The organism is Leptospira adleri (genome assembly GCF_002811985.1).
GTDB classification, from domain to species: Bacteria; Spirochaetota; Leptospiria; order Leptospirales; family Leptospiraceae; genus Leptospira; species Leptospira adleri.
Genome location: NZ_NPDU01000002.1, coordinates 104,803 through 128,649, shown reverse-complemented (window position 1 = coordinate 128,649; position 23,847 = coordinate 104,803). Strand labels below are relative to the sequence as shown.

Here is a 23,847-nt window from a genome sequence, read left to right as displayed (position 1 = left end):
TCAAAACTTTTCGGAGAAAGTGCCGAAAATAAACCAGAATGATCCGGATTCTCCTCGTCCTAATTTTAACTCCTTGGATCCTAACGGCCTTCCCGAAACGGGACGCACGAGGTTCCGTTTCCGAAAATTATCTCAAACAACAAGGAATCATTTCCTTGGATCTGAAAAAGATTCACTTCCGCGAGAATGATCGGATTCCCGTAAAAATGTCCATCACCAACACAGGAAATGAAGTAGTCAGAATCTTTCCTTCCGGAAGAGATTTGGAATCCTATCGAATCGTAGTTCGAGACGAAGACGGAAATCAAATTCCGGAAAGGGACGACGAAAGAAGAATCGATCCCGTTTTAAAACGCAGAAACACGATCGAATCCCTGGAAGGAAAAGAAATCAAAGAAATCATTCTGCACAAGGACGAGGTCTTTTCCAAGGAGATCGATCTGAATTCCCGCTTCGATTTGAATCCCGGTAAGAAATACTTTGTGACGGCTTACTTTCATCCGAATATCACGGAGATGCCCGCTCTTTTTATCCGTTCTCGAAATCAGCCCTATTTCTTTTATGAGGAAAAACACAAGGAGCCGGTTCTTTCGGCGATTCCCGAAAAAGACCCAACCGTGGACGGACTCGAACCTGAAGAGGTGATTCATCTTTTTCTCGGTTCCGAAAAGAAAAAAAATTGGACGCATCATTTCAAGTGGATTTATTTTCCGGAATACATTCAGGCTTATGATCAGTATTCGGAAGAATACAATCGCGCCGAGGAATCCGAAAGAGATTTCCTTCTGGAGAATTTCAAAAAGTATCTCACCGAGTCCAGGGCCGGGCTCTTGAATTCTTATAGAATCCAGAGTGTCGAAAACGTCACACCGAGTCTGGCCAAGGTGACCGTCTTTGTGGAAAGAAGATTGAATCGACTCCGTTCTAAATACGAATATACATACACTCTCCGAAGAGTTCCCGACGAACAAGGAGGCTTTTGGAAAGTGTCTAACTTAGTGGCGAAGGTAAAGAAATGACAGAGATTTTATCGCAGGATGAAATTGACGCGCTGCTCAGCGCCATCAGTTCGGGTGAAGTAAACGAGTCGGACTACGCGTCCGTTTCCGAACAGAAGAAAGTTAAGATCTACGACTTCAAACGTCCGGATAAATTTTCGAAAGACCAGATCCGTACTTTGCAGATGATGCACGAGACGTTCGCCCGTCTTGCGACCACCGGTCTTTCCGCGCAGCTTCGAGCTCTTGTTTCGGTACACGTGGCTTCGGTGGATCAGTTGACTTACGAAGAATTCATACGCTCGATTCCGAATCCGACGACGCTCGCGGTCATCAACATGGATCCTCTGCGCGGGTCCGCGATCTTAGAGATCGATCCTTCGATATCCTTTACGATCATCGATCGTCTGTTTGGCGGTAAGGGAGAACAGGCGAAGATTTCCAGGGAACTTTCGGAGATCGAGATGAGCGTAATGGAAGGGATCATCGTAAGAATTCTCGGGAACATGCGGGAATCCTGGTCCACGGTAATCGACTTAAGACCTCGTTTGGGAAACATCGAAACCAATCCTCAGTTCGCGCAGGTCGTTCCTCCGAACGACATGGTGGTTTTGATCACTCTTGAAACCAAGATCGGGGAAGTGGAAGGGATGACCAACCTTTGTATTCCTTACATCACGATCGAACCGATCATCAATAAATTGTCCGCTCAGTATTGGTATTCTTCGATTCGGAAAGGAGAACTGGACGAGAACCGCGCCGTGATCCAAGAGCGATTAGATCAGGTTGCAATTCCGCTCATCGCGGAGGTCGGTTCCGTGGACGTTTCCATCAACGACTTTATGAATCTTTCCGTAGGAGACGTCGTAAAACTCGAAAACACTTCGACGAGATCCGAAATGACAGTAAAGGTCGGAGAAAGAAAAAAATTCAAATGTCTTCCGGGAAGAGTGGGAAGCAGACTTGCGATTCAGATCGGAGATCGGGTGGAAGATATTCCGGACGAACTCTTAGGATCTACAAGATCTGAACAGGAATATTGATCTTTAACGCCTTGAACGATCCTCTCAACCGGTCATCGTAGAGTTTACCATGAAGAGGAGATTCTCTTTTCTTGGTTTACTCGAAAGGGACTTGAAGGCCGTTTGCAAGAAAGTTTTAAAAAGAGGTTCGCTTTTCGGAAGAAAATCGGCGCGGTTCTTGCAATTGCGGAAGAATTCCACAGTTGTAGCGCTTCGATTTTTTGAGCTGAGAATTCGGGCACAAAAAAGGCGGCTCAAGGGCCGCCTTTTGCGTTTCTTCAGGAAAGAAGCGTGAAAATTACTTTTTCCACTGAATACATTCACCGGGGCATTCGTCCATTTCTTTCTGAACGATTTTCCAGTCTTCTTCGGGAATCGCAGCGTTGTTGATGGTTTCTCCGCCGATATGAGTTTCCGAAGTATCATTGTCATCCATCTGAAAGTATTTCGGAAGATTGTCCGCACATTGATTACAGGAAGTGCAGTTGTCCTTATCTACATACGCAATTTTAGTCGCCATAGGCTTCGATTCTCCTGGGTTGGTCTCCCGGTCGCTTAAAAAACAGGTTCCAAGATCAATTTTCTAATCATCCTTTAGACGGCAACTCCTTTTCTTTGGTTCTTTTCCCTTCGAATTTGGGCATGAGAAGAATTCTTGAGAAATAGCAATCCACAATGAGATTCAAAAGAGGGAAAACTCTGGACTAGAAATAAATTTCGTGCTACCTTGCCGGGAAAGAATTTTTAAATGGGAGAACCAGAATGATTCAAAAAGGTTTATGCCTGGCTTTGATCGTCTTATTCGCAATCGACTGTAGTAAATCCAAAAAAGAAGATCTTCAGGGCGGTGTTTTTACTTTTATCAAAGGTTCCGTGAAACTTACGGATAAAGCGGGGAAGGAAAAGAAAGTAGGGGTTTCTGAATTCATTCTTCCGGAAGATAAGATCGAAACTGGAAAGGCTTCCTACGCAGACGTGCAATTGATGGACGGAGTGATCGTAAGAGTAAAGGAAAACACGATTCTTACTCTCAACAAGATTTTTGTGGATTCTAAAAACGCGGAAATTTACGCGGACTTAAGCCTCAACAAAGGAAAGATCTTTTCCAAAGTTGGAACCAAGTTGGACAAATCTTCCGGCTTCAAGGTAAGCACACCTACCGTCACCGCGGCCGTTCGTGGAACCGATTTCCAAGTAGAAGTCGAAGGAAACAAATCGGAGACGCTCGTGTCCGACGGTTCCGTGGAAGTCGTGGATAATGATAATCCGGATCAAACCAACGTAGCCGACGCCGGAGAAAAAGTTACTTCAGACGGTAAAAATCAGAAGGAAGAAAAGTTATCCGAGGATGAACTCAAGGAACTTCAAGAAGACGCAGCGACCGTTCAATCCGTAACGGAAGAACAAAGAAAGCGGATCGAAGAAATTCTAAAAGATTTTAAGGAGAATAAAGAAAGAATCCTTCAAGGTCTGGAAGAACAAAAACAGAGAAACCAAGAGTTGATCAATTCTACAAAAGAAGAAAATAAAAGAATGATCGACGAAGTGAAGGAATCCGGAAAGGCCGAAAAAGAAGCCATTAAGAATGCCGCGGACGAAGAAAAAAAGAACATAAAGTCCGGCATTGATAAAGACAAAGAAGCCTTGGAAAATTCCAGAAAATCTCTCAAAGACCAAGTCAAACCTCAATAAGATATTTCTTTAAATCCCCGGCTTTCTTTGTTAAGCGAAGTCGGGGGTTCTCTCTTCCCTCATCCAGTTTATCCCAAACCCTTTCCGAAATCGTATGTCGAGCTATAAGGCGGATAACTCCTTATAACCTTTGAAATAAAAAAAATTAGAGCAGTTTCCTCGGAATATTTTCCTCCGAATTTATCATTTCGGGGGAATCTTTCCCTTCTCGGAATTATACTTAGGTGATTTTTTATTGAAAGGGGAATTATGGATTATCGCTTCTTAACCATATCGGCTCTGCTTTACATTTTTATAGGATTATTGCGCTTCAGGAAAGCGTGTTATGAATTGGAATTTTATCGAGCTCTTCTTTTTATTTCCTTGGGAGCGATTCTTTGGTCTTATTCCGAAAGCAGTTGTACGGCAGAAAGCGGACCTTATTGTTCGATCTTGGAATTCTTCTTTGTATATTCGTCGATTCTGGCCGCGCTCGTTTTCTTTCATTTCCAAAGAAAGTTGAGATCTCTCAAGGATGAGAGCGGCCTTTTTTCGAAATGGACTCTAATGGATCCGCTCAGGATCGGAGTTCAGACGGTTTTCGCTTCCGCCTTTGTATTTGCGGTTTGGAAAATTTTCGCAAAGAAGGATCTTCCGAATTTGATCTCAACGGTTTCCTTCCTAATCTGTATCTATTACATTCTTATCTTTATCGATATTCTCTTTCGTTTTAGAAAGACTCGGAGGGAAACTCTGAATCTACTTCCCTTTCTTACGGTGATCTTAATCGTAGAGGCTTTCGAAGCGATCAAACAACTGCAAGGCTTTGCGGGAAATCTGACTTTGACTATCCTTGACGAATACTTTGTTCTGATCTCACCGATCGTTCTTCACGAAATTCTTCCTCTGGAAAAAAGAAATTTCGTTCGCGCGGAAGAATTCGGAAACCATTCCGATCTCGTTTCCGAAGAATTGAAAATCAAAGGAGCTCCTTATCCAAATCGGAAATCGCAGATGAAATACAATCTTCTTAACAATCTAAATCTTCCCGCGGTCGATCAAAAATTAAAAATCCTTTTTGAAGAGGACAAGGTTTACTTAGACGAGGATTTGAGGCTTCCCGCCCTTGCTGAAGAAATCGGAATTTCAGTGCATCATCTTTCCGCCTTTATCAACGAATATTTAGGACTGAGCTTCAACCGTTTTGTTAATTCCTATCGAGTACAAGAGGCGAAACGTATGCTTTTGGAAGAACCCGAAAGAACGGTTTTATCAATCGGAATGGCCGTCGGATTTAATTCAACCTCCTCCTTTCACAGAGCTTTTTTTACGGAAACGGGTCTCACTCCGAAACAGTTCAGAGAAGATCGCTTTGGAAGTCGACTCGATATGACATCCTCGGCTTTAGAGAATTTTAATCTGAATTAGAGGGTTTCTTGCGGAAACCGGAATGGACCTTTCTTAAAAATTCCGCTTCCTCTTTGAAATTGAGGAAACGATCGATTTTTATCAGTTGTTTTAACGGAATCATCGTCTATTGAAAAATAGCTATATAGAATTCTTATTTCATTGTTTCCGAGATTGTGAGATGTTAAATACTTTTTATTTATTCGGATCTCTTCTTTCATTTATGCTCGCGTTCGTGCAAATCCTGAAGGGATTTGCTGCGAGGAATTGGATATTATTCGGAATCTTTATGTCGATGGGAATCTTTTTAATCAAAGGATATCTTATCCTTAATCGTTACTGGCCTGAGTATTCTCACTTTTATGCGCTTGAAATTTTCTTTATCATTCTGATCGGTCCTTCGCTTTTTATTTATTTTAATATGTTGATCGGTAAGAGATTCTCTGATCGTAGAATTCTCGTCCATCTTCTGCCTTCGTTTGTTTTTTTGATTTATTATCTCTGTGATACTGTCTTCATTTCGTTAACCAATCCTACCTTTCGGGATCTAAATCCTGATTTTAAAAGCCGGTATCAGCCTCTTTATTATACAGTCTCCTTTATTCCGTGTTTTTATCTGCTCGTTCTTGCCCGAAATTTTTATAAGATATTCAATGGAAATTTTTTAAGAATCCGTTGGCCGTTTCATATCTTTGCGATTTTTCTCATGGCGCTCTTTTCCACGTTTATCAGTATTTTTATGGGAACTCGGTTCCTGCTTAATTTTCAAGGTCATTTTTTGGAGTTGTATCAAGCGCTCCTGTTCTTCTTTTCTTTTATCGTGGTTTATACTTTTTTTGTAAGCCAGATCTATCCTATCACTTTCAATCTGCTGTCGGAGACGATGATCCGTCTTCAATATGAAAAGAGCACGCTCGGCCGGCTGGACACAAAGGTTTTGAAGGAAAGGATTGCCTCCATTATGGAAGTGGAGAAGGTTTACTTGGATCCGAATCTGAATTTAAAATCGATGGCCGATAGATTGGAAATATCCGCTCATCAACTCTCCGAACTCTTAAATCAGCATCTGAACACGAATTTTAATTCTTTTGTGAACGGTTATCGCATTGAAGAAGCTAAAAAACTTCTACTGAACGCGAGACAAAAAACGATTCTTACAATCGCCTTTGAAAGCGGTTTTAATTCTCTTTCGGTTTTTAACGCTACTTTCAAAAGGGAAGCGGGGGTTGCGCCCAGCTATTTTCGAAAACAGAATAGCGTCAATTGATTTCAATTTGAAATGGCGGAGTTTCCGAGAACAGATTAGGATCTTATAAAGTAGCGATTTTGGCTTTATAAGAGTAATTCCAAAGAAGCTTTTTTTTCAGTAGAGTATCCTGACTTCAAACCTAGCAAGTCGTTTGAAGCAAGGATACCCGGGAGAAAACGTATGAAAATTTTTGGAATCGTTCCTTTCTATTTAGCTTTTTACTTTCTGTTTTTCTTCGGCTGTTTGGGAAATCGAAATGATTCGGATTTTTCGTTTAAGGGAATTTTTGGTTTTCCGCTCACTTCCGTAGTTGGCGGGTCCGGTCCGTTTAAAATTTCGGGAACAGTGTCCGGACTTACGGGCACGGCTTTAATATTACAACTGAATGGGGATGAGACTGTAAACGTTTCTTCGAACGGCGTATTTGAATTTAAAAGCCAACTCGAAAATCAAAAGACGTATCTTGTTACGGTAGTTTCGAACCCGGTATCACCGAATCAGATATGTTCCGTTACTAACGCGTCTGGTTTGATTGCTTCGAGAGACATTTCCGATATCCGTGTCGTTTGTTCTTCTACAGCTTACACGGTGAGCGGAAGTATCGTCGGTTTATCCGGAAGCGGTTTGATTTTGTTAAACAACGGAGCCGATTCCCTTAGCGTGACGGGATCTTCCTTTACGTTTTCAACTTTGGTAGCGAGCGGAGGAAGTTATGCAGTTTCGGTTTCCGCAAATCCCTCTACTCCGGCTCAGGTTTGTTCGGTTTCTAACTCAAGCGGTACCGTAACCTCGTCGAATATTACGAATGTCCTTGTTACCTGTTCTACAAACTCTTATACCGTAAGTGGTACAATCTCAGGTCTATCCGGGTCCGGATTCAAATTGAAGAACAACGGCGGTGATGAAATTTCGCCGTCGGGAACAAGTTTCGTGTTTCCAACCGCGGTTGCGGACGGAGGAGCTTATTCAATCAGCGTTTCGAATCAACCGAGTAGTCCTAAGCAACTTTGTAGTATTACTTCCGGAGCAGGCGTCATAGCCGGTGCAAACGTTTCCACTCCTTCCATAACGTGCGTGAATCAATACAGCGTTGGTGGAACCGTGACCGGTTTATCCGGGAGTGTCACGTTGAAAAATTTAGTAAACTCCGATACGTTTACCGTTACTGCCGATGGAAATTTTACAATGCCGACGGGTTTGATTGCTTCTGAAACGTTCAACTTAACGGTCACTTCCAATCCTTTCGGGCAATTTTGTAAAGTGGCGATGATGTATGGATCGATCGTAAGTTCTCATATAACCGACATTCGGGTTCATTGTCAGAATGGAACGAGCGGCCCGATATCCGGTGGAAATTCGATTCTCTCCGATCTTTCTTTTCTAACGGGAAATATGGAAGTACTTCCGCCCTTTACCAATTTAATCTTTACGGGTAAGGTTGGTATTAACGGTTATTCGAATGGAATCGGAAACGCTGCGACTTTCAATACTCCGGGGCAAATTGCGACGGATGGAAAAAGAATTTTTGTCGCAGATACTCTAAACGATAGAGTCAGGGCAATCGAGATAAGCACAAGAATTGTATCGGATCTTTTTAATTTTAGTAACGTAAAGGGAGTCGCGACCGACGGCGTTTTTGTTTACGCTTGTGGTGAGAATTCTTCTAACATCGTAAAATACGATTTAGGAACCGGGACAACCTATGATATCGTTCCACCCAATGCGTTCGGAACTGTAGACGGTTTGCTTGGAAGCGCGAAGCTGAATAAACCGAATCATCTTTCGGTGGATGGGGTGAAAATTTATGTTTCCGATACGGGAAATCATAAAATCAGAATGATCGATCAGAGGGCAGGGACGGTGAATACGATCGCGGGAACGGGCGTTGCCGGGATTGGGAGCGGTCCGGCTATGGCGACTCCATTGAATTCGCCGAAAGGGTTATACTTACAAGGGAATTCTCTTTTTATCGCAAGCACGGATGCAGATGCGATCGTAAAGCTGGATTTATCTCTGTCGACTCTTTCGGTCTTAGCAGGAGGAAATACCGGTTCTTACGACTCGGCGGTAGGAACAGGAGCTGCATTCTCGGGACCTACTTCTTTGATTTCGGACGGATCCAAACTTTATTTTACCGATGCTGGAAGTGGATTGATTCGAACTATCAGTCTCACCTCTCCTCATCCAACGAGCACCATTTCGGGTTGTGCCGGAAAATCAGGAACAAGTTCCGGGGTTCATTACGCGGCGCCTTGTCCGTCAAGCGCGACAACGGCGGCCTCCTTCGGGATTCCTTATGGAATCACTTCGGACGGGGTGAACATTTTTATATCCGATGCGGCCGATCACATCGTTCGAAGAATGGAATGAGTATATTAAAATCTACGATCGGAACAGCGTAAGATGAGAATGAAAATATTTCCGATTTTCATAGGAAAGTCCTGTGAGGAACTGCTTTTTGAATCTTCGATATTACATATTAGTAAAACTAAATATACTAAAATGCCGAAAAAGAATTATCGAAAAAGAAAACGGTTAAAGCCATCTAAACCGGAGAAGCCGTAGTAGTTGCTGCTTTTTTTCGTAAAACCCGCGCACCGCCCTAATAAACTCCATGCGTCACTCGTTATGAATCGTGCCGCAGGGTGGTGGAGGGGGGAAATCCGTAATATTCTCTAATGCAAAATGAAACGTAATTCCGCGCAAAAAGGCCCGAAACGTTATAGGACCTACGGAAACCTTTTAAAAAAAACGAACGTTCTTGTCGGAACTACGGCAAAGCAACTTGAAAAAGGATTGATTATTTCCTCATTCTCCCTTTGCGTCGTTTTTTAATTTAAAATAAAGAATGATGGAAGTGAAGATAAAAGTAAAGATATTCGCGAGGATGATCGGAAAGTCCTCTTTGAGACATCCGTAGACAAACCAAAAAACAACGCCCGTGATAAAGACAATATACATGTTTCTCGAAATGTCTTTGGTGCTTCCTCCCATAACGATTCGGATCAACTGAGGAAGAAAAGAAACCGTTGTCAAAAGAGAAGCAATATAACCTAAGAATGTAATCGAATCCATTGTGAATTAAAATCCCGTTATGCTCTTTTGTATTCTCTGGTTACGATCGTTTTGATTCCGCCGCGCGGATTGTAATCTCCGATCACTTTCAAGTATTTCGGATCGATCGCTTTGACTAAATCATCTAAGATCTTATTGACTACAAATTCGTGAAAGATGCCGACGTTTCTGTAGCTCAGAATGTATTCTTTGAAAGATTTGAGTTCGATACAACGATTGGTGGGAACATAGGAAATTTCGATAATTCCGAAATCGGGAAGACCGGTCTTAGGACAAACCGCGGTGAACTCTGGAACCGTAAAATCGATTGTATAATCCTTTCCCTCGTAAACATTGGTGAAAGATTCGATTTCGGGAGTTTTTAGGGCCGGGATATGATCTTGTCTTCCGTCGTAGGTCTCTGGATTGATTGTTTCCATGGATTGTTCCTTTCATGACCAGACTTTTCAATCTTTCCCCCAGGAAAATTCTTTTTCCTGAATCCGAGTCTCTATCAAAGTTCTCTGAGGGGTGGAATGGAAATCCAAAAGAAAATAGCCGTCGTTGATTTCGGAGGGCAGTATGCTCACCTGATTGCATCCAGGATTCGAAGACTCGGCGCTTATACAGAAATTCTTTCCAACGAAGAACCACTTTCCAGCTATCAAAAATATTCAGGCATCATCCTTTCCGGAGGACCCGAAAGCGTCTACGAACCGGACTCTCCGACGATCACTACAAAACTTTTTGAACTCGGAATTCCCGTCTTAGGAATCTGTTACGGTCACCAACTCATCATGAAACTTTTGGGAGGAGTTGTGGAACGATCCGGTACGGGAGAATACGGACCTGCTTCCTTGGAACTTCATTCTCAAAACGGAAATTCTTTATTGAAGAATTTTGTGGGCGGAGAACAAGTCTGGATGAATCACGCGGACGAGGTGGTAAAACTCCCCGAAGGATTTTCCAGGATCGCTTCCTCCAAAGACTGCGGTTACGCGGTTGTGGAAAATTCTTCCAAGAAAATTTTCGGAATTCAATTTCACGCGGAAGTGAGTCACAGCGAAAAGGGATCCGTTCTTCTTGAGAATTTTATTCAGATCTGCGGAGCTTCTCGCACCTGGGGAATCGATCAATTTCTCAAAGAGAAAATCAAAGAAATCCAAGAGACAGTGAAGCCGGAACAAAAAGTTTTTATGCTCGTTTCGGGCGGAGTCGATTCCACGGTTTCGTATCTTCTTCTCTGCAAAGCGCTCGGAGCAGAAAGGGTTCTCGGGTTTTTAATCGATACCGGATTTATGAGGAAGGGAGAAGTGCTTCCGCTTCAGGAAAAACTAAAATCCCAGAATATCCACCTAACGGTGAGAGACGAATCGAATCTATTTTACGAAAGCCTAATAGGTAAATCGGATCCTGAAGAAAAAAGGAAGATCGTTGGAAATCTTTTTTTGGAAGCGAGAGATCGCGCCGTAAAAGAACTGGATCTCGAACACGGGGATTGGCTCCTCGGTCAAGGAACGATTTATCCCGACACCATCGAATCGGGCGGAACCAAACATTCTCATACGATCAAGACGCATCACAATCGAGTCGAAGCGATCCAGAAACTCATCGAAGAAGGAAAAGTAATCGAACCGATCCGCGACCTTTACAAAGACGAGGTTCGAGACCTCGGACTTCTTCTCGGCTTGGAGCCGGAATGGGTCGGACGACATCCTTTTCCCGGCCCCGGTCTTGTGGTTCGAATGCTCGCCGTGGAAAAAACGAGCACGGACGAGGATCAAAAGGAAATCGATTCCTATCTTTCCACTCAGAACGGATTGTCCGGAAGAATTCTTCCGGTCGCGAGCGTCGGAGTGAAAGGAGATCGTAGATCTTACGCCAACTGCGTCGTGTTAAACGACGTCGAAACGGATTGGAAAATTCTCGATCGTGTAGCGACTCATCTTTCCAACCAATTCTCCTTTATCAATCGGGTAGTTCTTCTTCCTTTTGAAAAGGAAGTAAAGAATCTAACCTTCCGTTTTACGGGAATGCACTTGGATAAAAAGTGCTCCGATCTTCTCAGAGAAGCGGATTCCGTTGTCGAGTCATTGATCTTCAAAGCCGGACTTTACAATCAAATCTGGCAAATGCCCGTGGTCCTTCTTCCCATCGGTGAAAAAGAAAACGAAAAAAGTATCGTGCTTCGTCCTGTGGAATCTCAGGAGGCGATGACGGCTAACTTCTTTCCGATGAGACGAGAACTCTTAAAGGAAATCAAAACCGAGGTTCTCAAGATTCCCGGGATTCGTTACGTATTCTTCGATCTTACGAACAAGCCTCCGGGAACGATCGAATGGGAATGATCAGTCTTCCGTTTTGATCTTGTAGATTTTGACCGCTTGAGATTTTCCCTTTACCGTAACTTCATCCAGAAATTCGTGAGGAAACCGCTCTGAATCTCGCAGAGAAGCGATCGTCACTTCGCTTGCGACGATAGGACATCCGAATTGTTTCGTAAGGCCTTCGATCCGTGAAGCAAGATTTACGCTGTCTCCGATGACCGTACATTCCATTCGATTTTCATGACCGATGATTCCGAGCATCAGATGACCCGTATGAATTCCGATTCCGATATCCACCGCCTCTTGATTCCGGTCTTTTCTGATCTCGTTGAATTTCCGAAGCGTTTTTCTCATATCCAAAGAGGCTTCGATCGCGTCTTCGGCGCGGCTGGGAAAGATAGCCATTATCGCGTCTCCGATAAACTTATCGATAAACCCGTGGTGTTCTCGAATCACGGGGGCGATCATTCCGAGGTAGTCGTTGATAAAACGGAAATTTTCGCTGGGAGTCATCTTTTCGGAAAGCGTCGTAAAACCCCTGATATCGGAAAACATCACCGTCATCAATCCCTCCGTTTGATCCGCGAGCTGAGTCTCTAAGATCGAACGTTTACTCAGGAGCGCGAGAGTTTCCTTAGGAACGAAACGGCTGTAGGCTTCGGAGAGTTGTTGTTGCGTGTGATAGGCGGCCGCGTTTTCGATTGCAACGGCGATTTGATTTCCTACGATGCTCAGAATCATTTCGTCCAGCAATTTGAATGCGTTCATCTCGGAGCTTTCAACGGCGAAAACTCCGAGCAGTCTTTCTTTCACAAGAAGCGGAATCGCGATCTGACTTTTGGCGTCTTTCAAACCTGGGAGGTCGATTCTTTTTTCTTCCTTTCCCATCGATTGACCTACCTGTCCCGCATAACGCATCTGAGTCGAAATCCCGACCATCCGCATGATTTTTTGTCTCTTTGCTACGACCCCGATCACCCCTTGTCCGAATTCCACCTTGGCTCCGATCCCGGCTTCTTCGTATCCTCGGCTGGCTACGACTTTTAGAATCTCCGTTCCCTCTTGCAGAAGAAGAATCAGGGCGTGTTTGAAACCAAATACTTCGTCCATCACTTTCATAATCCTTTCGAAGATTTGATCGAGATCGAGGGTGTTTAAAATTTCTGCCGAAATGGATTGTATGATCTCGACTTCTCTCGTCTTTCGATGGAGTTTCTGGTTTAATTCTTCGATTCCTTTTTGATTTTCGACGAATTGTTTTTTAAAGTCTTCGATCTCCTGATCGTTCGGCACGATTAGGTCTCCTTCGCTTCGACGAGATTGCTTACGGAACGAACTTCGAAAATATCGGCCGCTTTCAGTTTGAATACGTCGCTCATTCCGGACATCGACGCAATGGCTTCCAACTGCATTTCCATCGCTTCGAACAATTCGCCTTCGGTTTCCGTTCTTTGATAATAGATTTCAAGGATCCAGGGTTCCAAGTTTTCCGGGTTCAAAACTTGAAGAACGGCATGGCGATTTTCCACCACATTCTTATGAGTCTTTCCAAAAAATTGATTGGAGATTGCGACGTGAGAGTCGTCCACTTGATAAACCTGACTTACGATGGTTGCGTTCGGAATTCCGTCTTTGGAAGAAGTGACCATGATGCTTGGAACCACTCCTTGCAGACAGGATTGAATCTTTGCTAATATCATTTTAATTTTTCTCCCGCTTTCGCTCCCGGGGATTGTTCGAAGAGTTCCGAAAGTTCGAAAGTGATCGCAATTCCCGGTTTGAGTCGATATTTTCCCCAACCGACGCCGGCGTCGGAGCCGAAGAACAGTCTGCTCGTTTCCGAACCTGCATCCCGGATTCCCTTCATCAATTCGTAGTCTTCTTCGGAACAATCTGCGATTCGTTTTACCGTTCCTTTGAACTGTCTTGTCTTAAAAGAAGACATGTGAGCTACGGTCGTCGCAATCAAACGGTTGTTTTCGATATCGTCCAAACAATCCTTTGCGACTGCCTTCGGCACCATTACCGTCAAATGGGTTTGATCTTCGTTCAAACGGACTCCGAATCCTCTTGCGAAATGCGGTCTGAGTTCCGCGTTTCGAGTCGCGATACTGATGGACAACGGGCCGTTCAGTTCTCCTAAATCTTCCTGAGATAACATTTTTCCTTCCTTGCATTGAAAAAGTGGCTTATTGTTTTGCGTCGGAGGATTCGAAGCAAGAAGAATTCTAATCGGACACGGACGGATTCTGAAAGATAATTTCAATTAGTTGAATATTCAAATTTAATGAAATGCAATTTGGTTGGGATCAGCTGGCAATTTTTGTCTCTGTTTTATATTGAAATTGATAACTTGAAAAGATTAAATTCTTACTGAGATTTGTATGGTTTGTGGAAGATTAAAAACTTCTCGAAAGCGAGTGATGAGCCTTTGTTTGGATCCGAGACTTTAAAAAAAGAATCGGCATTAAGAAAGAATTCGGATCTTAAAATCTCCGGTTTTGTGGTGAAAGTAGAGATCGTTTTCCTGTTCTTCGATTTTTTGCGAGAATTCGAGGAGGAGCTCGCTGGAAAATGATCCCCATTCTTTTCTTGGCGCCGGATGCACCAAAGAATTTCCGTACATCCTCAATTGATCGGGTTGGAAAGGGACGGATAAGTTCGGAGAGTAAAAAAGTTTTTCGGCTTCCCATTTTCGAAATACGAAGACCGAGGTCGCGGGCAGGATGAAATTCCATTCTCCGGCACAAGCGGAAAGATAAGGAAATTCGGGATGAATTCCCGTTTCATTTTTTTGAATTCTGGAAATAAAAAAGTCCAGAAAGTCCGGGTCGTTCAATTCGGTTCCCTCGTGAAAGAGGCGGCCTCGAGAATCCATCTGATAAAAATAGGTTCTTCTTTGTTTCATAAAAATCCGTCTTGATCGGGTCGGATTCTTACTTCCGATCGATGGGATAATGTAAAAGGAAGTACAAAGACTGGCTGCAAAGACTTTTCTATTGACACTGTACTTTCCCTTAAAATCATACCTTTTAACGGCGTCGTGGCCAAGTGGTAAGGCATGGCTCTGCAAAAGCTTGATCCCCGGTTCGAATCCGGGCGACGCCTGTCACTTTGTATCTGCCTGGATGGTGGAATGGTAGACACCCAGGACTTAAAATCCTGTGAGAGCAATCTCGTGCGAGTTCGAGTCTCGCTCCAGGTACCAAAGTTTTCAATGTCTGTAATTCTATCGCCTCTGCGGAATTACCGTATCGCAAATTTTCCCAAAATAGAGTTTTGGAAAGTCCACACTTCCTTCTTTTTCAAAGTCCGAAAAGACAATCCTGAAATCCCGAAAGAAAACTCCGTCCGGAAATTCTTTGGGAGTCGTGTTTTCTAAAAAGTTCGGAATAAGAATTTCGTTTTTTCCAGGTCTTAAAGAGACCTCGATCCTTCCCAGATCCGTTTCTCCTTGCGCCCAATAGAGTTGGTCTTGATCGAAAGAATCCCTTGAAACGACGGTGATCTCGGCTTTTTTAGGAGCGTTAGTCGCGTTGGAAGGGACGTAGATCATAAAGCTGAAAGGAGTTTTCCGGGGAGACGGTGGGTTCGGGAATCTATGAGTTAGACAGCCTTCGACCTGAAACGGAAGAGAAGCCTGTCTAACGTTCAAGTTCGAGTCTGAGCTTTGGTCTTCTGATAATTCCCGCTTTAGGATATTTTTCTGAACCGTTTTGATGAGATTCGGATCGGAAGCTCTAACCCTTCGATTGTAAACTTCCAGAGGCTCGAGATTCAAACGGGGAAGCCAGAATAACCAGTAACAAAGAAGCGGAATGGAGATCGCTGCGATGATTTTTAAAATGCGCTTCCATTGAAAATCGACTGTATAACCGCTTTTTAAGAAGTTCACAGTAAAAATCCGAAAATGAGTTCCGTCCGATTCTTTCTTTTCCGTTTGTTGCGCGTTAGGCGAAATGGAATCTTCAGATTTTTTTACGACTGCATTTTGAGATCCGGCTAAAAAGATTCCGCAAAAAGCAAAGAAAGGTAATAAAACCTCGTCGTCCAAAAGATAACACTGAAAAAATCCGGCCGGATAAAGACTCAGTATTCCGATCGTAAGAATCGAAAGACTTCCCGTATCTTTGGGATCGATTCTAAAAAAACGATCCCATAACTTCCACCAAAACCACAAAAACAAAATTCCGGCGAACATTCCTCCCACGGCGACAAAGTGCAGGAGATCGTTGTGGGCGTGTCCTCTCGGAGTGATGTAGAGTTCATACCAGAGTTGTTCCTGAGCTTCGATCATTTTTGCGGATTCTTTCCAATGAGAATCCTTGTAGTTTCCGCCTCCGACTCCGAGAAGTGGATGATCTTTCACGAGCGGGATCGTATTCTTATAGATAAAATATCTTTGATTTTCAGTATTATGAACTTCGAATATTTGAGAAACCGATCTTCGGATCAGCCAGTTGTTTCGAAAAAGATACGTCGCGGATAGTATTACGGTTAGAAATAGAATTCCCGCGATCCATTTGCTTTTGTTTGAAAACTCCGGTAGATTTTCCTTGAAAGAGAAGGTTCCGCGTAACGTGGCTACGACCAGAAAGACGAAAACACCCAGCCAGATCGAACGACTTTGGTTGAAAAAAAGAACGATCCACCCGCCTAGGAGAAGCATCGTTTTCGCGTAAAACATTAAATTCTTCTTTTCTTTCCATTGTCCGAGCCAATCCAAAAGTAGTCCGGGAAGAATCAGACCCAAAAGTCCTCCGAACGTTAGGTGCGTATTCATCATTCCGATGGGAAGATAGAGTTTGATCGGCCCGATGTTTCCGGAAAAATGCTGCAACCGATCTCCGGGCGCGTAACGAAATCCGTTGGCGACAAATTTTCCGATTCTTACCTCGGAAAATAAACTGATAAGACCTAAAATTACGGAGATCGCGGCGGACGCGTAGAGAAAGTTTCGAAGCGTCGTTTGATTCTTTTTTTGAGAAGCCGTCAAATAGGAGGCCGGAAGGATCAAGAGCATCCAAAAATCTCCGAACTCGGATTGTTTGAGGAATTTTTTAAAAAAGGGAAAGTATGATTCCGCTAGAACGAGCGAGGATAAAAACACAAGGAGATAGATTCCGAAAAAGATCAGAAAGTAACTCCGGATTTTTTTCCATTGTTCCCGATATCCGTCTTGGAGAAAGAGGAGAGGATAGGTGGCCGCGATGGTCAGTCCCGCGAAGACCTGGGAGACGCTGACCGATTGAGGAAAGCTGAGTAAAAACAAACAAAGTGAAAAGAGGGAAAGCCTTTCCATGTTCCTTACGATTCCTTCTTTCAACGTTTGCTCCTCGGAAGTTCTTAAAAAATTCCCTTAAAAAACCAATGACAGAGAAAGAATTCATTCTACCATTAGAAAAAAGAACTGATTCCAGGAATCAATCGAACAGATGGGAAAAACAATTCCAGCCAAGAAAAAGAAAACGGAAAAAAACACCGGAACCCCTCCATTTACCCAAGGAAAAAAATTATCGGTCGCCATCATCACTTATAACGAAGAAAGAAATATCGGCGAATGTATCGAATCCTGTCTTGAGATCGCGGACGAGATCGTCGTTCTCGATTCGAATAGCACGGATAATACGGAAAAAATTTCGAAATCCTATCCGAACGTCCGATTTTTCAAACAAAAATTCAAAGGTCATATCGAACAAAAAAACGACGCAATCTCGCTTTGTAAATTCGACTGGATTCTTTCTCTGGACGCGGACGAACGTGTTTCGCCCGAATTACAAAGTTCCCTTCGGAAATTCAAAGAGGAGGAAGGCTTCGAAGAAAGGGACGGCTTTCAGGTTTCCCGTCTTACGTTTCATCTCGGCAGATTTATCCGTTATTCCGGTTGGTATCCTCAATTTCGGTACCGCATCTTTAAAAAAGGAAATGCGATTTGGGTCGGAGAAAATCCGCACGATTATATCAGCATTCAAGGAAAGGGCGGAAAACTTTCGGGAGATATAATCCACTACAGTTTTCGAGATCTCACGCACCAGGTGAACACGATCAACCAGTTTTCTTCGATCGTCGCGATGACGAGACAACGAAAAGGAAAGCGGTTTTCCGTTCTTCGCACGATTTACAAACCTTTCTCCAAGTTTATCGAAACGTATTTTTTTAAATTCGGATTTTTGGACGGATTTCCGGGTTGGGTCATCGCGGTTTCCTCCGCTTATTCCACTTTTTTAAAAGACGCAAAACAATACGAGCTTGAGAAGAAGCTCATAGAAAGACCGTCTAACGTGAAAGAGGGTTATGGGAGTTAAGTCGTTTTTTAAAAGAATCCTTTCTTTCTTTCGCGGACGAAAGAAGAAACGGGGCCACGTCGACGAAACTCCTCCCGTGCGAGAAAGTTACGGATACAAACGCGAACTTTTTGAACTTCGGGAAAAAGCGGATCGTTTTTTCGTGACCCGTAAAAAAAGTTCGGGCGTCGTTCATGAAACGAAATATTATAAAATTCTTAAGAATGGTCCGAAGTTGTTTCGTCTCGAAGGAAAGGAAAAAGGCGGACGAGAATATTCTCTCGTCGTTTCGACCGGGAATTTTTTGAGTCTTCAGAACGAAAAAATTTCGGGTGTGGTATTCGTTCCGGAGGCGGAACTCAATCGAATTCTTTCCTACGAACACGCGGATCTGAAAAGTGTGTTCTCCCGTTTCCAACCCGAGGGAATCGAGGAGGATCTGAAAGTCTTGTACGGAGAATCGGGTTCTACGCAGGAATCTTGGAAGGACTTTTACAATTGGGAACCGATCTGGAAACAACAGGTTCTCATCCGCCTGAAGCCGAGTCTTCTTGCGATTCTTCTCGTATATATGGGCCCTGAATTCGAACAATTCTTCCAGTCCAATTCCACGAAGAGAATGAAAGCGATCGTTTCGGACGAATTGTATTTTTTAAACGTGAGCGGAAATCAAAAGGAGAATTCTCCTTATACGGAAAATCTTTCCCTTCAGGATTTTGAAAAAGCGAAGACGGAATTCTTTCGAGTATTGGAACAGATACGGAAAAAAAGAGGTATTACCTAAAATGGATATCAAAGAAATCGCTCTCGGTCAGATCCGAGATTCTATTTCCACCAAACAAAAATTAATCGATTCGATTTTGGAAGATATCACAAAAGCGGGCGAATTGGTTTCCAAAGTTTTGCAAGCGGGAAACACGGTTTTTTTATGCGGGAACGGAGGTTCCTCTTGCGACGCCTCCCATATAGCCGCGGAACTCGTTGTGCGTTATAAATCCGGAAACGAAAGAAAGGCGCTTCCCGCGATGTCATTTTCCGCGGACTCCGCGGTTTTGACCGCTTGTTCGAACGACTACGGTTATGAAGAAGTATTCTCTCGTCAAATCGAAGCCTTCGGAAGAAAAGGGGATTTGCTCATCGGTCTTTCCACGAGCGGAAATTCGAAGAACGTCCTTCTCGCGCTGGAAAAAGCAAAAAGCCGCGGAGTAAAAACCATATCGCTGTTAGGTGGAGACGGCGGTAAGATGAAAAATCTCGCTGACATCGATGTGATCGTTCCAAGCAAGGTCACCGCTCGGATCCAGGAATCGCATATTTTGATCGGACATATCCTCTGCAGCATTGTCGAATACAATCTTTTCAATTTAGAATAGTTCCTTTTCGTGAAGTCCCCCGTAATCGAAATTTCCAATCTAAAGGTTTCCACGCCGGGACATCATATTCTGAAAGGAATCGATTTTACCCTGAACTCCGGAGAAGTCCATTGTATCGTCGGGGAATCCGGAAGCGGAAAGTCAACCTTTGCCTCTTGTCTATTAGGGATGAGCGACAAGGAACTTTTTTTGAGATCGGATCGGTTTCAATTTTTGGGAATGGACGCCCGTTACTTTACGGAAAGGGAATGGATGCCGCTTCGTGGTAAAAAAATCGCACTCGTTCCTCAGAATCCGGTTTGGGGATTTCACCCGTATCGAAAGACCGGTTCTCAGATTCTCGAAGCATTCTCCTTAACCAACGGCGAATACGCGCAAAAGGAAAAAATTCTCCAACTTTTGGAATCGATTTATATCCACGATCCCAAACGCGCGTTCGACGGACTTCCAGGAAATCTTTCCGGAGGAGAAAGACAAAGGATTCTCATCCTACTTGCTGTGTATTCAGGAGCGGAAATCGTCGTCGCGGACGAACCAACCGCCGCTCTTGACTCGATCAGCGAAGCGGAGGCTCTGAGACTTCTTATGAAATTCCGAAAAGAAAGGGGTCTTTCGATCATTTTTATCACCCACGAAATCCCAATCGTGGAAGCGATAGCCGATACTATCAGTATCCTCTATCAAGGAGAATGGGCCGAGGTCGTTTCCCGCGGAAAATCCGGAGAATTGAATCCGAGTTCCGATTACGGAAAAAAACTGTTTGAACAGGGAAGCTGATCTAAGAAACTACTCGAGCGAACGATGGGTTATGCAGTCCTCCTAACACTGGTTTTATTTACCTTTCCGGTTTTTGCCCAAAAATCCCCATTTATAATGGAGGAAATCGACGCGTCCTCGTTTCCTTTCATTCAACTTTCGATCCGAGATAAAAAACAATTTCCCTTAGAAAGGGAAAACTTTCTCATCCGAGAATCCAGAGGTTCGGAGAGTCGAACGGTTCTCCGTCCCAAGGTCACCCGCAAAGAAGGATCCAGATCCGTTCATACGGTCTTTCTCGTTCAGTCAGGAACGAGCTTGGAGGAGAACAATTTCAACACGCGTCTTTTGCAAAAGATCGTTCAAGCGAGCGGAGACGAGGATCACTTTAGTTTTATCTTTTTTTCGGACGATCTCCTTGTGGTTGAAAAAGATCTAGATCGACAGACGGCTCTTCTGAAAGCGCGTGTTCCGGGCTCTCTCAGTAATTCCAACACGGGAGTGAATTTGGATCTTGTATTCCAAAAATTGAATACGATTTTGACGAGGGAATCCTATCTTGCGCTTTTGGTTTCGGATGGCGAATACAAACTTCCTCCCGGACTCAGACAGGGTTTGTCCACTTCCGGTCTTCCGATCCAGATTTTTGGGAAGAATAATTTTTCAAACCGAGAACTCGTCCGAATCTACGGCGGAGAATTGTTCGAGTTGGACGCACCCGATTCCGTTTCCCGTTTTTTGACGGACCTCGAATACTTTCACAAATATCCGGCCTTGGTCCAGTATGATTCTCCGTTTCAAAATGATTTTTGGAAAGGGGAAGGCGACTTCTTACGGGGTGATTGGGAATCGAGTCGAGGCGGAAAGTTCAATTACACTTACAAACCCGGCGCGATGAAACAGCTTCGATTCGTTTTTTTAAGTCCAGGAGTTTTTCTTCCCACGATCGGATTTTTACTCGTTCTTACTTTGATCGGTCTTTTACTTTTGTTCAAAAGGGAAAAGGAACCGGAAGAATCTTCTAAACCGTCCGATGGAGAGGCGGAACGTAGGTTCCACGCGAGAGGCGAAGAAAGAGAAGTCTATCAGAGAATGTACGGGGATCAGTTTCACACGTCGCCCTATGCAAATCCGGAAGGAGTTTACGTGGCTCGTTCCCTTCCCGTGAACGAATCCGAGTTCGAAGCGGCGGAAGCCTACGACCTCGCAACCCTGATTCAAAAGGAAGGGCGCACTCCTGGAAAACAAATTCCGATTCGGAAAGCGGAAACGACCTTGGGTGCGGGGGAATTGTCAGACGTTTTGGTCGCGGATCCGAACGTGAGTAAACTTCACGCAAGAATTCGAAAGATAAAGAATCGGTTCGTACTTTACGATCTCATCTCCGATTCGGGAACCTACCTCAACGGGAAAAAAGTTCTCAGGCCTCGGGTCTTATACGATTTCGACGAGATCAGTCTCGGCAAAACGGTTTTCGTTTTTCGAGCGAGATAGAATTTTCATTCTTCCAAATTCATTCCAGACCGCTTAGAATAGATCCGGGTAGACGAAAAGACCCGATTTCCCAACGATGGAAATACAGACGGATGCGCTCTTTCTCCTTCCGAGAAATCCATCCAATCCACTAATTCCGGAAGAATTTCTTTCGGGGAGACAGAATCCACAATGAAGACAATGTTCGAAAAAATCTGGGAAGACCATCTAGTCGGGGAACTGGATGGAGGCTCGTATATCATCTATATTGACCGTCACCTCATCCACGAAGTCACCAGTCCCCAGGCTTTTGAAGGAATCAAACTCGCGGGAAGAAAGGTGCGTCGTCCGGAAGCCACATTCGCTACGATGGATCATAACGTTTCCACAAGAACCAGAGACATGAGTCTCGCAGATCCGATCTCGGCGATCCAGATGCAAACTCTTAAAAAAAATTGCGACGAAAACGGAATCCGTCTCTACGACTTTCAAAATCCGGACCAGGGAATCATTCACGTAATCGCACCCGAAATGGGTCTGACTCATCCTGGGATGACGATCGTATGCGGAGATTCTCATACTTCGACGCACGGGGCTTTCGGTGCCCTTGCTTTCGGGATCGGAACTAGCGAAGTAGAGCACGTTCTTGCGACCCAAACCCTCGTTCAGAAAAGAGCCAAGACGATGGAAATTCGCGTGGATGGAAAACTTTCCGATAAGGTTACGGCAAAAGACATCATTCTTGCGATCATTGGTAAAATCGGAACCGCCGGTGCGACCGGTTATGTGATCGAATACCGAGGATCCGCGATCCAAGCGTTGAGCATGGAAGCGCGCATGACGATCTGCAATATGTCGATCGAAGCGGGTGCCAGAGCCGGGCTCATTGCACCGGACGAAACCACATTCAATTATATCAAAGGAAAAGACTTTGCGCCGAAAGGAGCTGAGTGGGACCTCGCGGTCAAAAAATGGAAACACTACGTTACCGACGAAGGCGCGAAGTTTGATACGACCGTAATTTTGCACGCGGACGAAATCGCGCCGATGGTGAGCTGGGGAACTTCTCCGAGCCAGGTGATTTCCGTAAAAGGTGTGATTCCGGATCCGAAGGACGCGACCGATCCCGTCGAAAAGATCGGAATTGAATCCGCGTTAAAATACATGGATTTGAAACCGGGACAAAAGATCGAAGAAGTTACGATCAATAAAGTTTTTATCGGATCCTGCACCAATTCAAGAATCGAAGATTTGAGAGCGGCGGCCGCAACGATCCAAGGCAAAAAAGTCTCCTCCAAAGTACAGGCGATTGTGGTCCCAGGATCGGGAAGAGTGAAACGTCAGGCGGAACAGGAAGGTCTGGATAAGATCTTTACCGGTGCCGGTTTTGAATGGAGAAATCCCGGTTGTTCGATGTGTCTCGCGATGAACGACGACGTTCTGGAACCGGGCGACAGATGCGCTTCCACCTCCAATCGTAACTTCGAAGGCCGACAAGGAAAGGGCGGTAGAACTCACCTCGTAGGCCCGGAGATGGCTGCAGCCGCGGCGATCGAAGGTCATTTCGTGGACATCCGAAACTGGAAATAAGGGAAAGAATTTAGAAATTATGAAAGCATTTACGACACTCAGCGGAATCGCGGCATTACTCGATCGACCGAACGTGGATACGGATCAGATCATACCGAAACAATTTTTGAGAAAGATCGAACGAACCGGTTTCGGAGTTCATCTTTTTCACGACTGGAGATATCTGGACGACGCGGGAACCAAACTCAATCCTGAATTCTCCTTAAACCAGGACCGTTATAAGGGCGCTATTATCTTAGTAACTAGGGACAACTTCGGTTGCGGATCCTCTCGAGAACACGCGCCTTGGGCCTTGGAAGACTACGGCTTTCGTTGTATCATCGCCCCTTCTTATGCGGATATCTTTTTCAACAACTGTTTTAAGAATGGAATGCTTCCCGTCGTTTTAAAATCCGAAGAAGTGGAAGAATTATTCCAAGCGGTGTCTTCCAACTCCGGCGCGAAAATTACGATCGATCTCGATAAACAAACCGTGACCGGTCCCACCGGAAAAGTTTACGCTTTCGAAGTGGATTCTTTCCGTAAATACTGTCTCTACAACGGACTGGACGATATCGGTCTCACACTCAAACACGAATCGAAAATCGGAGAGTTTGAAAAAAAACAGAAAGAAGTTGAACCTTGGTTGTACGCTATATAATTC

At 44.2% G+C, this 23,847-nt stretch carries 22 protein-coding genes, 2 tRNA genes and 1 pseudogene; 17 read left to right on the top strand and 8 right to left on the bottom strand.

Annotated elements, in window-relative coordinates; all coding sequences use genetic code 11:
• The first annotated feature begins 38 nt into the window (after positions 1–38).
• Both CH376_RS01475 and fliM read left to right on the top strand, forming a co-directional pair.
• Complete coding sequence (locus tag CH376_RS01475; protein ID WP_100783852.1) at positions 39–1,019, top strand: hypothetical protein; 981 nt, start codon at positions 39–41, stop codon at positions 1,017–1,019.
• Positions 1,016–2,041: a flagellar motor switch protein FliM gene (gene fliM / locus CH376_RS01470; RefSeq protein WP_069607178.1), complete on the top strand. Its 1,026-nt coding sequence runs from the start codon at positions 1,016–1,018 to the stop codon at positions 2,039–2,041. Before CH376_RS01475 ends, fliM begins: the two co-directional genes overlap by 4 nt.
• A gap of 277 nt (positions 2,042–2,318) precedes the next feature.
• On the opposite strand, the gene CH376_RS01465 is transcribed toward fliM, so the two are convergent.
• On the bottom strand, positions 2,319–2,540 hold the full coding sequence (locus tag CH376_RS01465) for a ferredoxin (RefSeq protein WP_069607179.1): 222 nt from the start codon (positions 2,538–2,540) through the stop codon (positions 2,319–2,321).
• Here CH376_RS01465 and CH376_RS24775 point away from each other — a divergent pair.
• The 5 genes and pseudogenes from CH376_RS24775 (at position 2,506) to CH376_RS01440 (ending at position 8,717) form a co-directional block, all read left to right on the top strand.
• Positions 2,506–2,686, top strand: a pseudogene (locus CH376_RS24775) (hypothetical protein). The gene CH376_RS01465 and the pseudogene CH376_RS24775 overlap by 35 nt on opposite strands.
• A 96-nt stretch (positions 2,687–2,782) precedes the next feature.
• Positions 2,783–3,712, top strand: coding sequence for a surface adhesin Lsa33 (lsa33, locus tag CH376_RS01455; protein ID WP_100783851.1), 930 nt, complete (start codon positions 2,783–2,785; stop codon positions 3,710–3,712).
• 330 nt (positions 3,713–4,042) lie between these two features.
• Positions 4,043–5,119 (top strand): AraC family transcriptional regulator, encoded by a 1,077-nt coding sequence (locus tag CH376_RS01450; protein WP_165781669.1) that lies wholly within the window; start codon positions 4,043–4,045, stop codon positions 5,117–5,119.
• Positions 5,120–5,279: 160 nt separating this feature from the next.
• Positions 5,280–6,365 carry an AraC family transcriptional regulator gene (locus tag CH376_RS01445; RefSeq protein WP_100783849.1) on the top strand — a complete coding sequence of 362 codons (1,086 nt, stop codon included), beginning with the start codon at positions 5,280–5,282 and terminating at the stop codon, positions 6,363–6,365.
• A gap of 162 nt (positions 6,366–6,527) precedes the next feature.
• Positions 6,528–8,717: an NHL repeat-containing protein gene (locus CH376_RS01440; protein WP_100783848.1), complete on the top strand. Its 2,190-nt coding sequence runs from the start codon at positions 6,528–6,530 to the stop codon at positions 8,715–8,717.
• A 438-nt stretch (positions 8,718–9,155) separates the two neighbouring features.
• Here CH376_RS01440 and CH376_RS01435 read toward each other — a convergent pair whose 3' ends face one another.
• On the bottom strand, positions 9,156–9,422 hold the full coding sequence (locus CH376_RS01435) for a SemiSWEET transporter (RefSeq protein WP_100783847.1): 267 nt from the start codon (positions 9,420–9,422) through the stop codon (positions 9,156–9,158).
• Between the two features lie 17 nt (positions 9,423–9,439).
• A complete protein-coding gene (queF, locus tag CH376_RS01430) occupies positions 9,440–9,841 on the bottom strand; it encodes a preQ(1) synthase (RefSeq protein WP_100783846.1) in 402 nt (133 codons plus the stop codon).
• 96 nt (positions 9,842–9,937) lie between these two features.
• Here queF and guaA point away from each other — a divergent pair, with 96 nt between their 5' ends.
• Positions 9,938–11,749, top strand: a complete 1,812-nt coding sequence (gene guaA, locus CH376_RS01425) for a glutamine-hydrolyzing GMP synthase (protein WP_100783845.1) — start codon at positions 9,938–9,940, stop codon at positions 11,747–11,749.
• Here the strand turns inward: guaA and CH376_RS01420 are convergent, their stop codons facing one another.
• From CH376_RS01420 to CH376_RS01405, 4 genes are all read right to left on the bottom strand, one after another.
• Positions 11,750–13,021, bottom strand: a complete 1,272-nt coding sequence (locus tag CH376_RS01420) for an adenylate/guanylate cyclase domain-containing protein (RefSeq protein ID WP_100783844.1) — start codon at positions 13,019–13,021, stop codon at positions 11,750–11,752. It abuts the gene before it with no gap.
• A 2-nt stretch (positions 13,022–13,023) separates the two neighbouring features.
• Positions 13,024–13,428: a pyridoxamine 5'-phosphate oxidase family protein gene (locus CH376_RS01415; RefSeq protein ID WP_100783843.1), complete on the bottom strand. Its 405-nt coding sequence runs from the start codon at positions 13,426–13,428 to the stop codon at positions 13,024–13,026.
• The gene (locus CH376_RS01410; protein WP_100784072.1) at positions 13,425–13,889 is read right to left on the bottom strand and encodes a hypothetical protein; all 465 of its coding nucleotides are present in this window, start codon (positions 13,887–13,889) and stop codon (positions 13,425–13,427) included. Before CH376_RS01410 ends, CH376_RS01415 begins: the two co-directional genes overlap by 4 nt.
• 306 nt (positions 13,890–14,195) lie before the next feature.
• Entirely contained in the window at positions 14,196–14,636 is a 441-nt protein-coding gene (locus CH376_RS01405) for a DUF4505 family protein (RefSeq protein WP_100783842.1), read from the bottom strand.
• A gap of 129 nt (positions 14,637–14,765) precedes the next feature.
• On the opposite strand from CH376_RS01405, the gene CH376_RS01400 reads away from it, so the two are divergent.
• Positions 14,766–14,836, top strand: a tRNA-Cys gene (locus tag CH376_RS01400).
• 14 nt (positions 14,837–14,850) lie between these two features.
• Positions 14,851–14,936, top strand: a tRNA-Leu gene (locus CH376_RS01395).
• A gap of 21 nt (positions 14,937–14,957) precedes the next feature.
• Here CH376_RS01395 and CH376_RS01390 read toward each other — a convergent pair.
• Positions 14,958–17,054 carry an O-antigen ligase family protein gene (locus tag CH376_RS01390; protein ID WP_100783841.1) on the bottom strand — a complete coding sequence of 699 codons (2,097 nt, stop codon included), beginning with the start codon at positions 17,052–17,054 and terminating at the stop codon, positions 14,958–14,960.
• A gap of 109 nt (positions 17,055–17,163) precedes the next feature.
• Between CH376_RS01390 and CH376_RS01385 the strand changes: the two genes are divergently transcribed.
• The 7 genes from CH376_RS01385 (at position 17,164) to leuD (ending at position 23,844) form a co-directional block, all read left to right on the top strand.
• Positions 17,164–18,033 (top strand): glycosyltransferase family 2 protein, encoded by an 870-nt coding sequence (locus CH376_RS01385; protein WP_100783840.1) that lies wholly within the window; start codon positions 17,164–17,166, stop codon positions 18,031–18,033.
• Positions 18,023–18,796 carry an LBBP_01157 family protein gene (locus tag CH376_RS01380; protein ID WP_100783839.1) on the top strand — a complete coding sequence of 258 codons (774 nt, stop codon included), beginning with the start codon at positions 18,023–18,025 and terminating at the stop codon, positions 18,794–18,796. Before CH376_RS01385 ends, CH376_RS01380 begins: the two co-directional genes overlap by 11 nt.
• A gap of 1 nt (position 18,797) precedes the next feature.
• The gene (gene gmhA / locus CH376_RS01375; protein ID WP_100783838.1) at positions 18,798–19,385 is read left to right on the top strand and encodes a D-sedoheptulose 7-phosphate isomerase; all 588 of its coding nucleotides are present in this window, start codon (positions 18,798–18,800) and stop codon (positions 19,383–19,385) included.
• Between the two features lie 9 nt (positions 19,386–19,394).
• Positions 19,395–20,162 carry an ATP-binding cassette domain-containing protein gene (locus CH376_RS01370; protein ID WP_100783837.1) on the top strand — a complete coding sequence of 256 codons (768 nt, stop codon included), beginning with the start codon at positions 19,395–19,397 and terminating at the stop codon, positions 20,160–20,162.
• A 24-nt stretch (positions 20,163–20,186) separates the two neighbouring features.
• The gene (locus CH376_RS01365; protein ID WP_100783836.1) at positions 20,187–21,635 is read left to right on the top strand and encodes an FHA domain-containing protein; all 1,449 of its coding nucleotides are present in this window, start codon (positions 20,187–20,189) and stop codon (positions 21,633–21,635) included.
• 171 nt (positions 21,636–21,806) lie between these two features.
• On the top strand, positions 21,807–23,204 hold the full coding sequence (leuC, locus tag CH376_RS01360) for a 3-isopropylmalate dehydratase large subunit (RefSeq protein ID WP_100783835.1): 1,398 nt from the start codon (positions 21,807–21,809) through the stop codon (positions 23,202–23,204).
• Between the two features lie 19 nt (positions 23,205–23,223).
• Complete coding sequence (gene leuD / locus CH376_RS01355) at positions 23,224–23,844, top strand: 3-isopropylmalate dehydratase small subunit (protein WP_100783834.1); 621 nt, start codon at positions 23,224–23,226, stop codon at positions 23,842–23,844.
• Positions 23,845–23,847 lie beyond the last annotated feature (3 nt).

Coding starts and splice junctions, on each gene's coding strand:
- CH376_RS01440 (WP_100783848.1), top strand. CDS start 6,528: ATGAAAATTTTTGGAATCGTTCCTTTCTATTTAGCTTTTTACTTTCTG.
- gmhA (WP_100783838.1), top strand. CDS start 18,798: ATGGATATCAAAGAAATCGCTCTCGGTCAGATCCGAGATTCTATTTCC.
- CH376_RS01475 (WP_100783852.1), top strand. CDS start 39: ATGATCCGGATTCTCCTCGTCCTAATTTTAACTCCTTGGATCCTAACG.
- leuD (WP_100783834.1), top strand. CDS start 23,224: ATGAAAGCATTTACGACACTCAGCGGAATCGCGGCATTACTCGATCGA.
- CH376_RS01365 (WP_100783836.1), top strand. CDS start 20,187: ATGGGTTATGCAGTCCTCCTAACACTGGTTTTATTTACCTTTCCGGTT.
- CH376_RS01465 (WP_069607179.1), bottom strand. CDS start 2,540: ATGGCGACTAAAATTGCGTATGTAGATAAGGACAACTGCACTTCCTGT.
- CH376_RS01410 (WP_100784072.1), bottom strand. CDS start 13,889: ATGTTATCTCAGGAAGATTTAGGAGAACTGAACGGCCCGTTGTCCATC.
- CH376_RS01415 (WP_100783843.1), bottom strand. CDS start 13,428: ATGATATTAGCAAAGATTCAATCCTGTCTGCAAGGAGTGGTTCCAAGC.
- CH376_RS01405 (WP_100783842.1), bottom strand. CDS start 14,636: ATGAAACAAAGAAGAACCTATTTTTATCAGATGGATTCTCGAGGCCGC.
- CH376_RS01445 (WP_100783849.1), top strand. CDS start 5,280: ATGTTAAATACTTTTTATTTATTCGGATCTCTTCTTTCATTTATGCTC.
- queF (WP_100783846.1), bottom strand. CDS start 9,841: ATGGAAACAATCAATCCAGAGACCTACGACGGAAGACAAGATCATATC.
- CH376_RS01385 (WP_100783840.1), top strand. CDS start 17,164: ATGGGAAAAACAATTCCAGCCAAGAAAAAGAAAACGGAAAAAAACACC.
- CH376_RS01435 (WP_100783847.1), bottom strand. CDS start 9,422: ATGGATTCGATTACATTCTTAGGTTATATTGCTTCTCTTTTGACAACG.
- leuC (WP_100783835.1), top strand. CDS start 21,807: ATGAAGACAATGTTCGAAAAAATCTGGGAAGACCATCTAGTCGGGGAA.
- CH376_RS01380 (WP_100783839.1), top strand. CDS start 18,023: ATGGGAGTTAAGTCGTTTTTTAAAAGAATCCTTTCTTTCTTTCGCGGA.
- lsa33 (WP_100783851.1), top strand. CDS start 2,783: ATGATTCAAAAAGGTTTATGCCTGGCTTTGATCGTCTTATTCGCAATC.
- guaA (WP_100783845.1), top strand. CDS start 9,938: ATGGAAATCCAAAAGAAAATAGCCGTCGTTGATTTCGGAGGGCAGTAT.
- fliM (WP_069607178.1), top strand. CDS start 1,016: ATGACAGAGATTTTATCGCAGGATGAAATTGACGCGCTGCTCAGCGCC.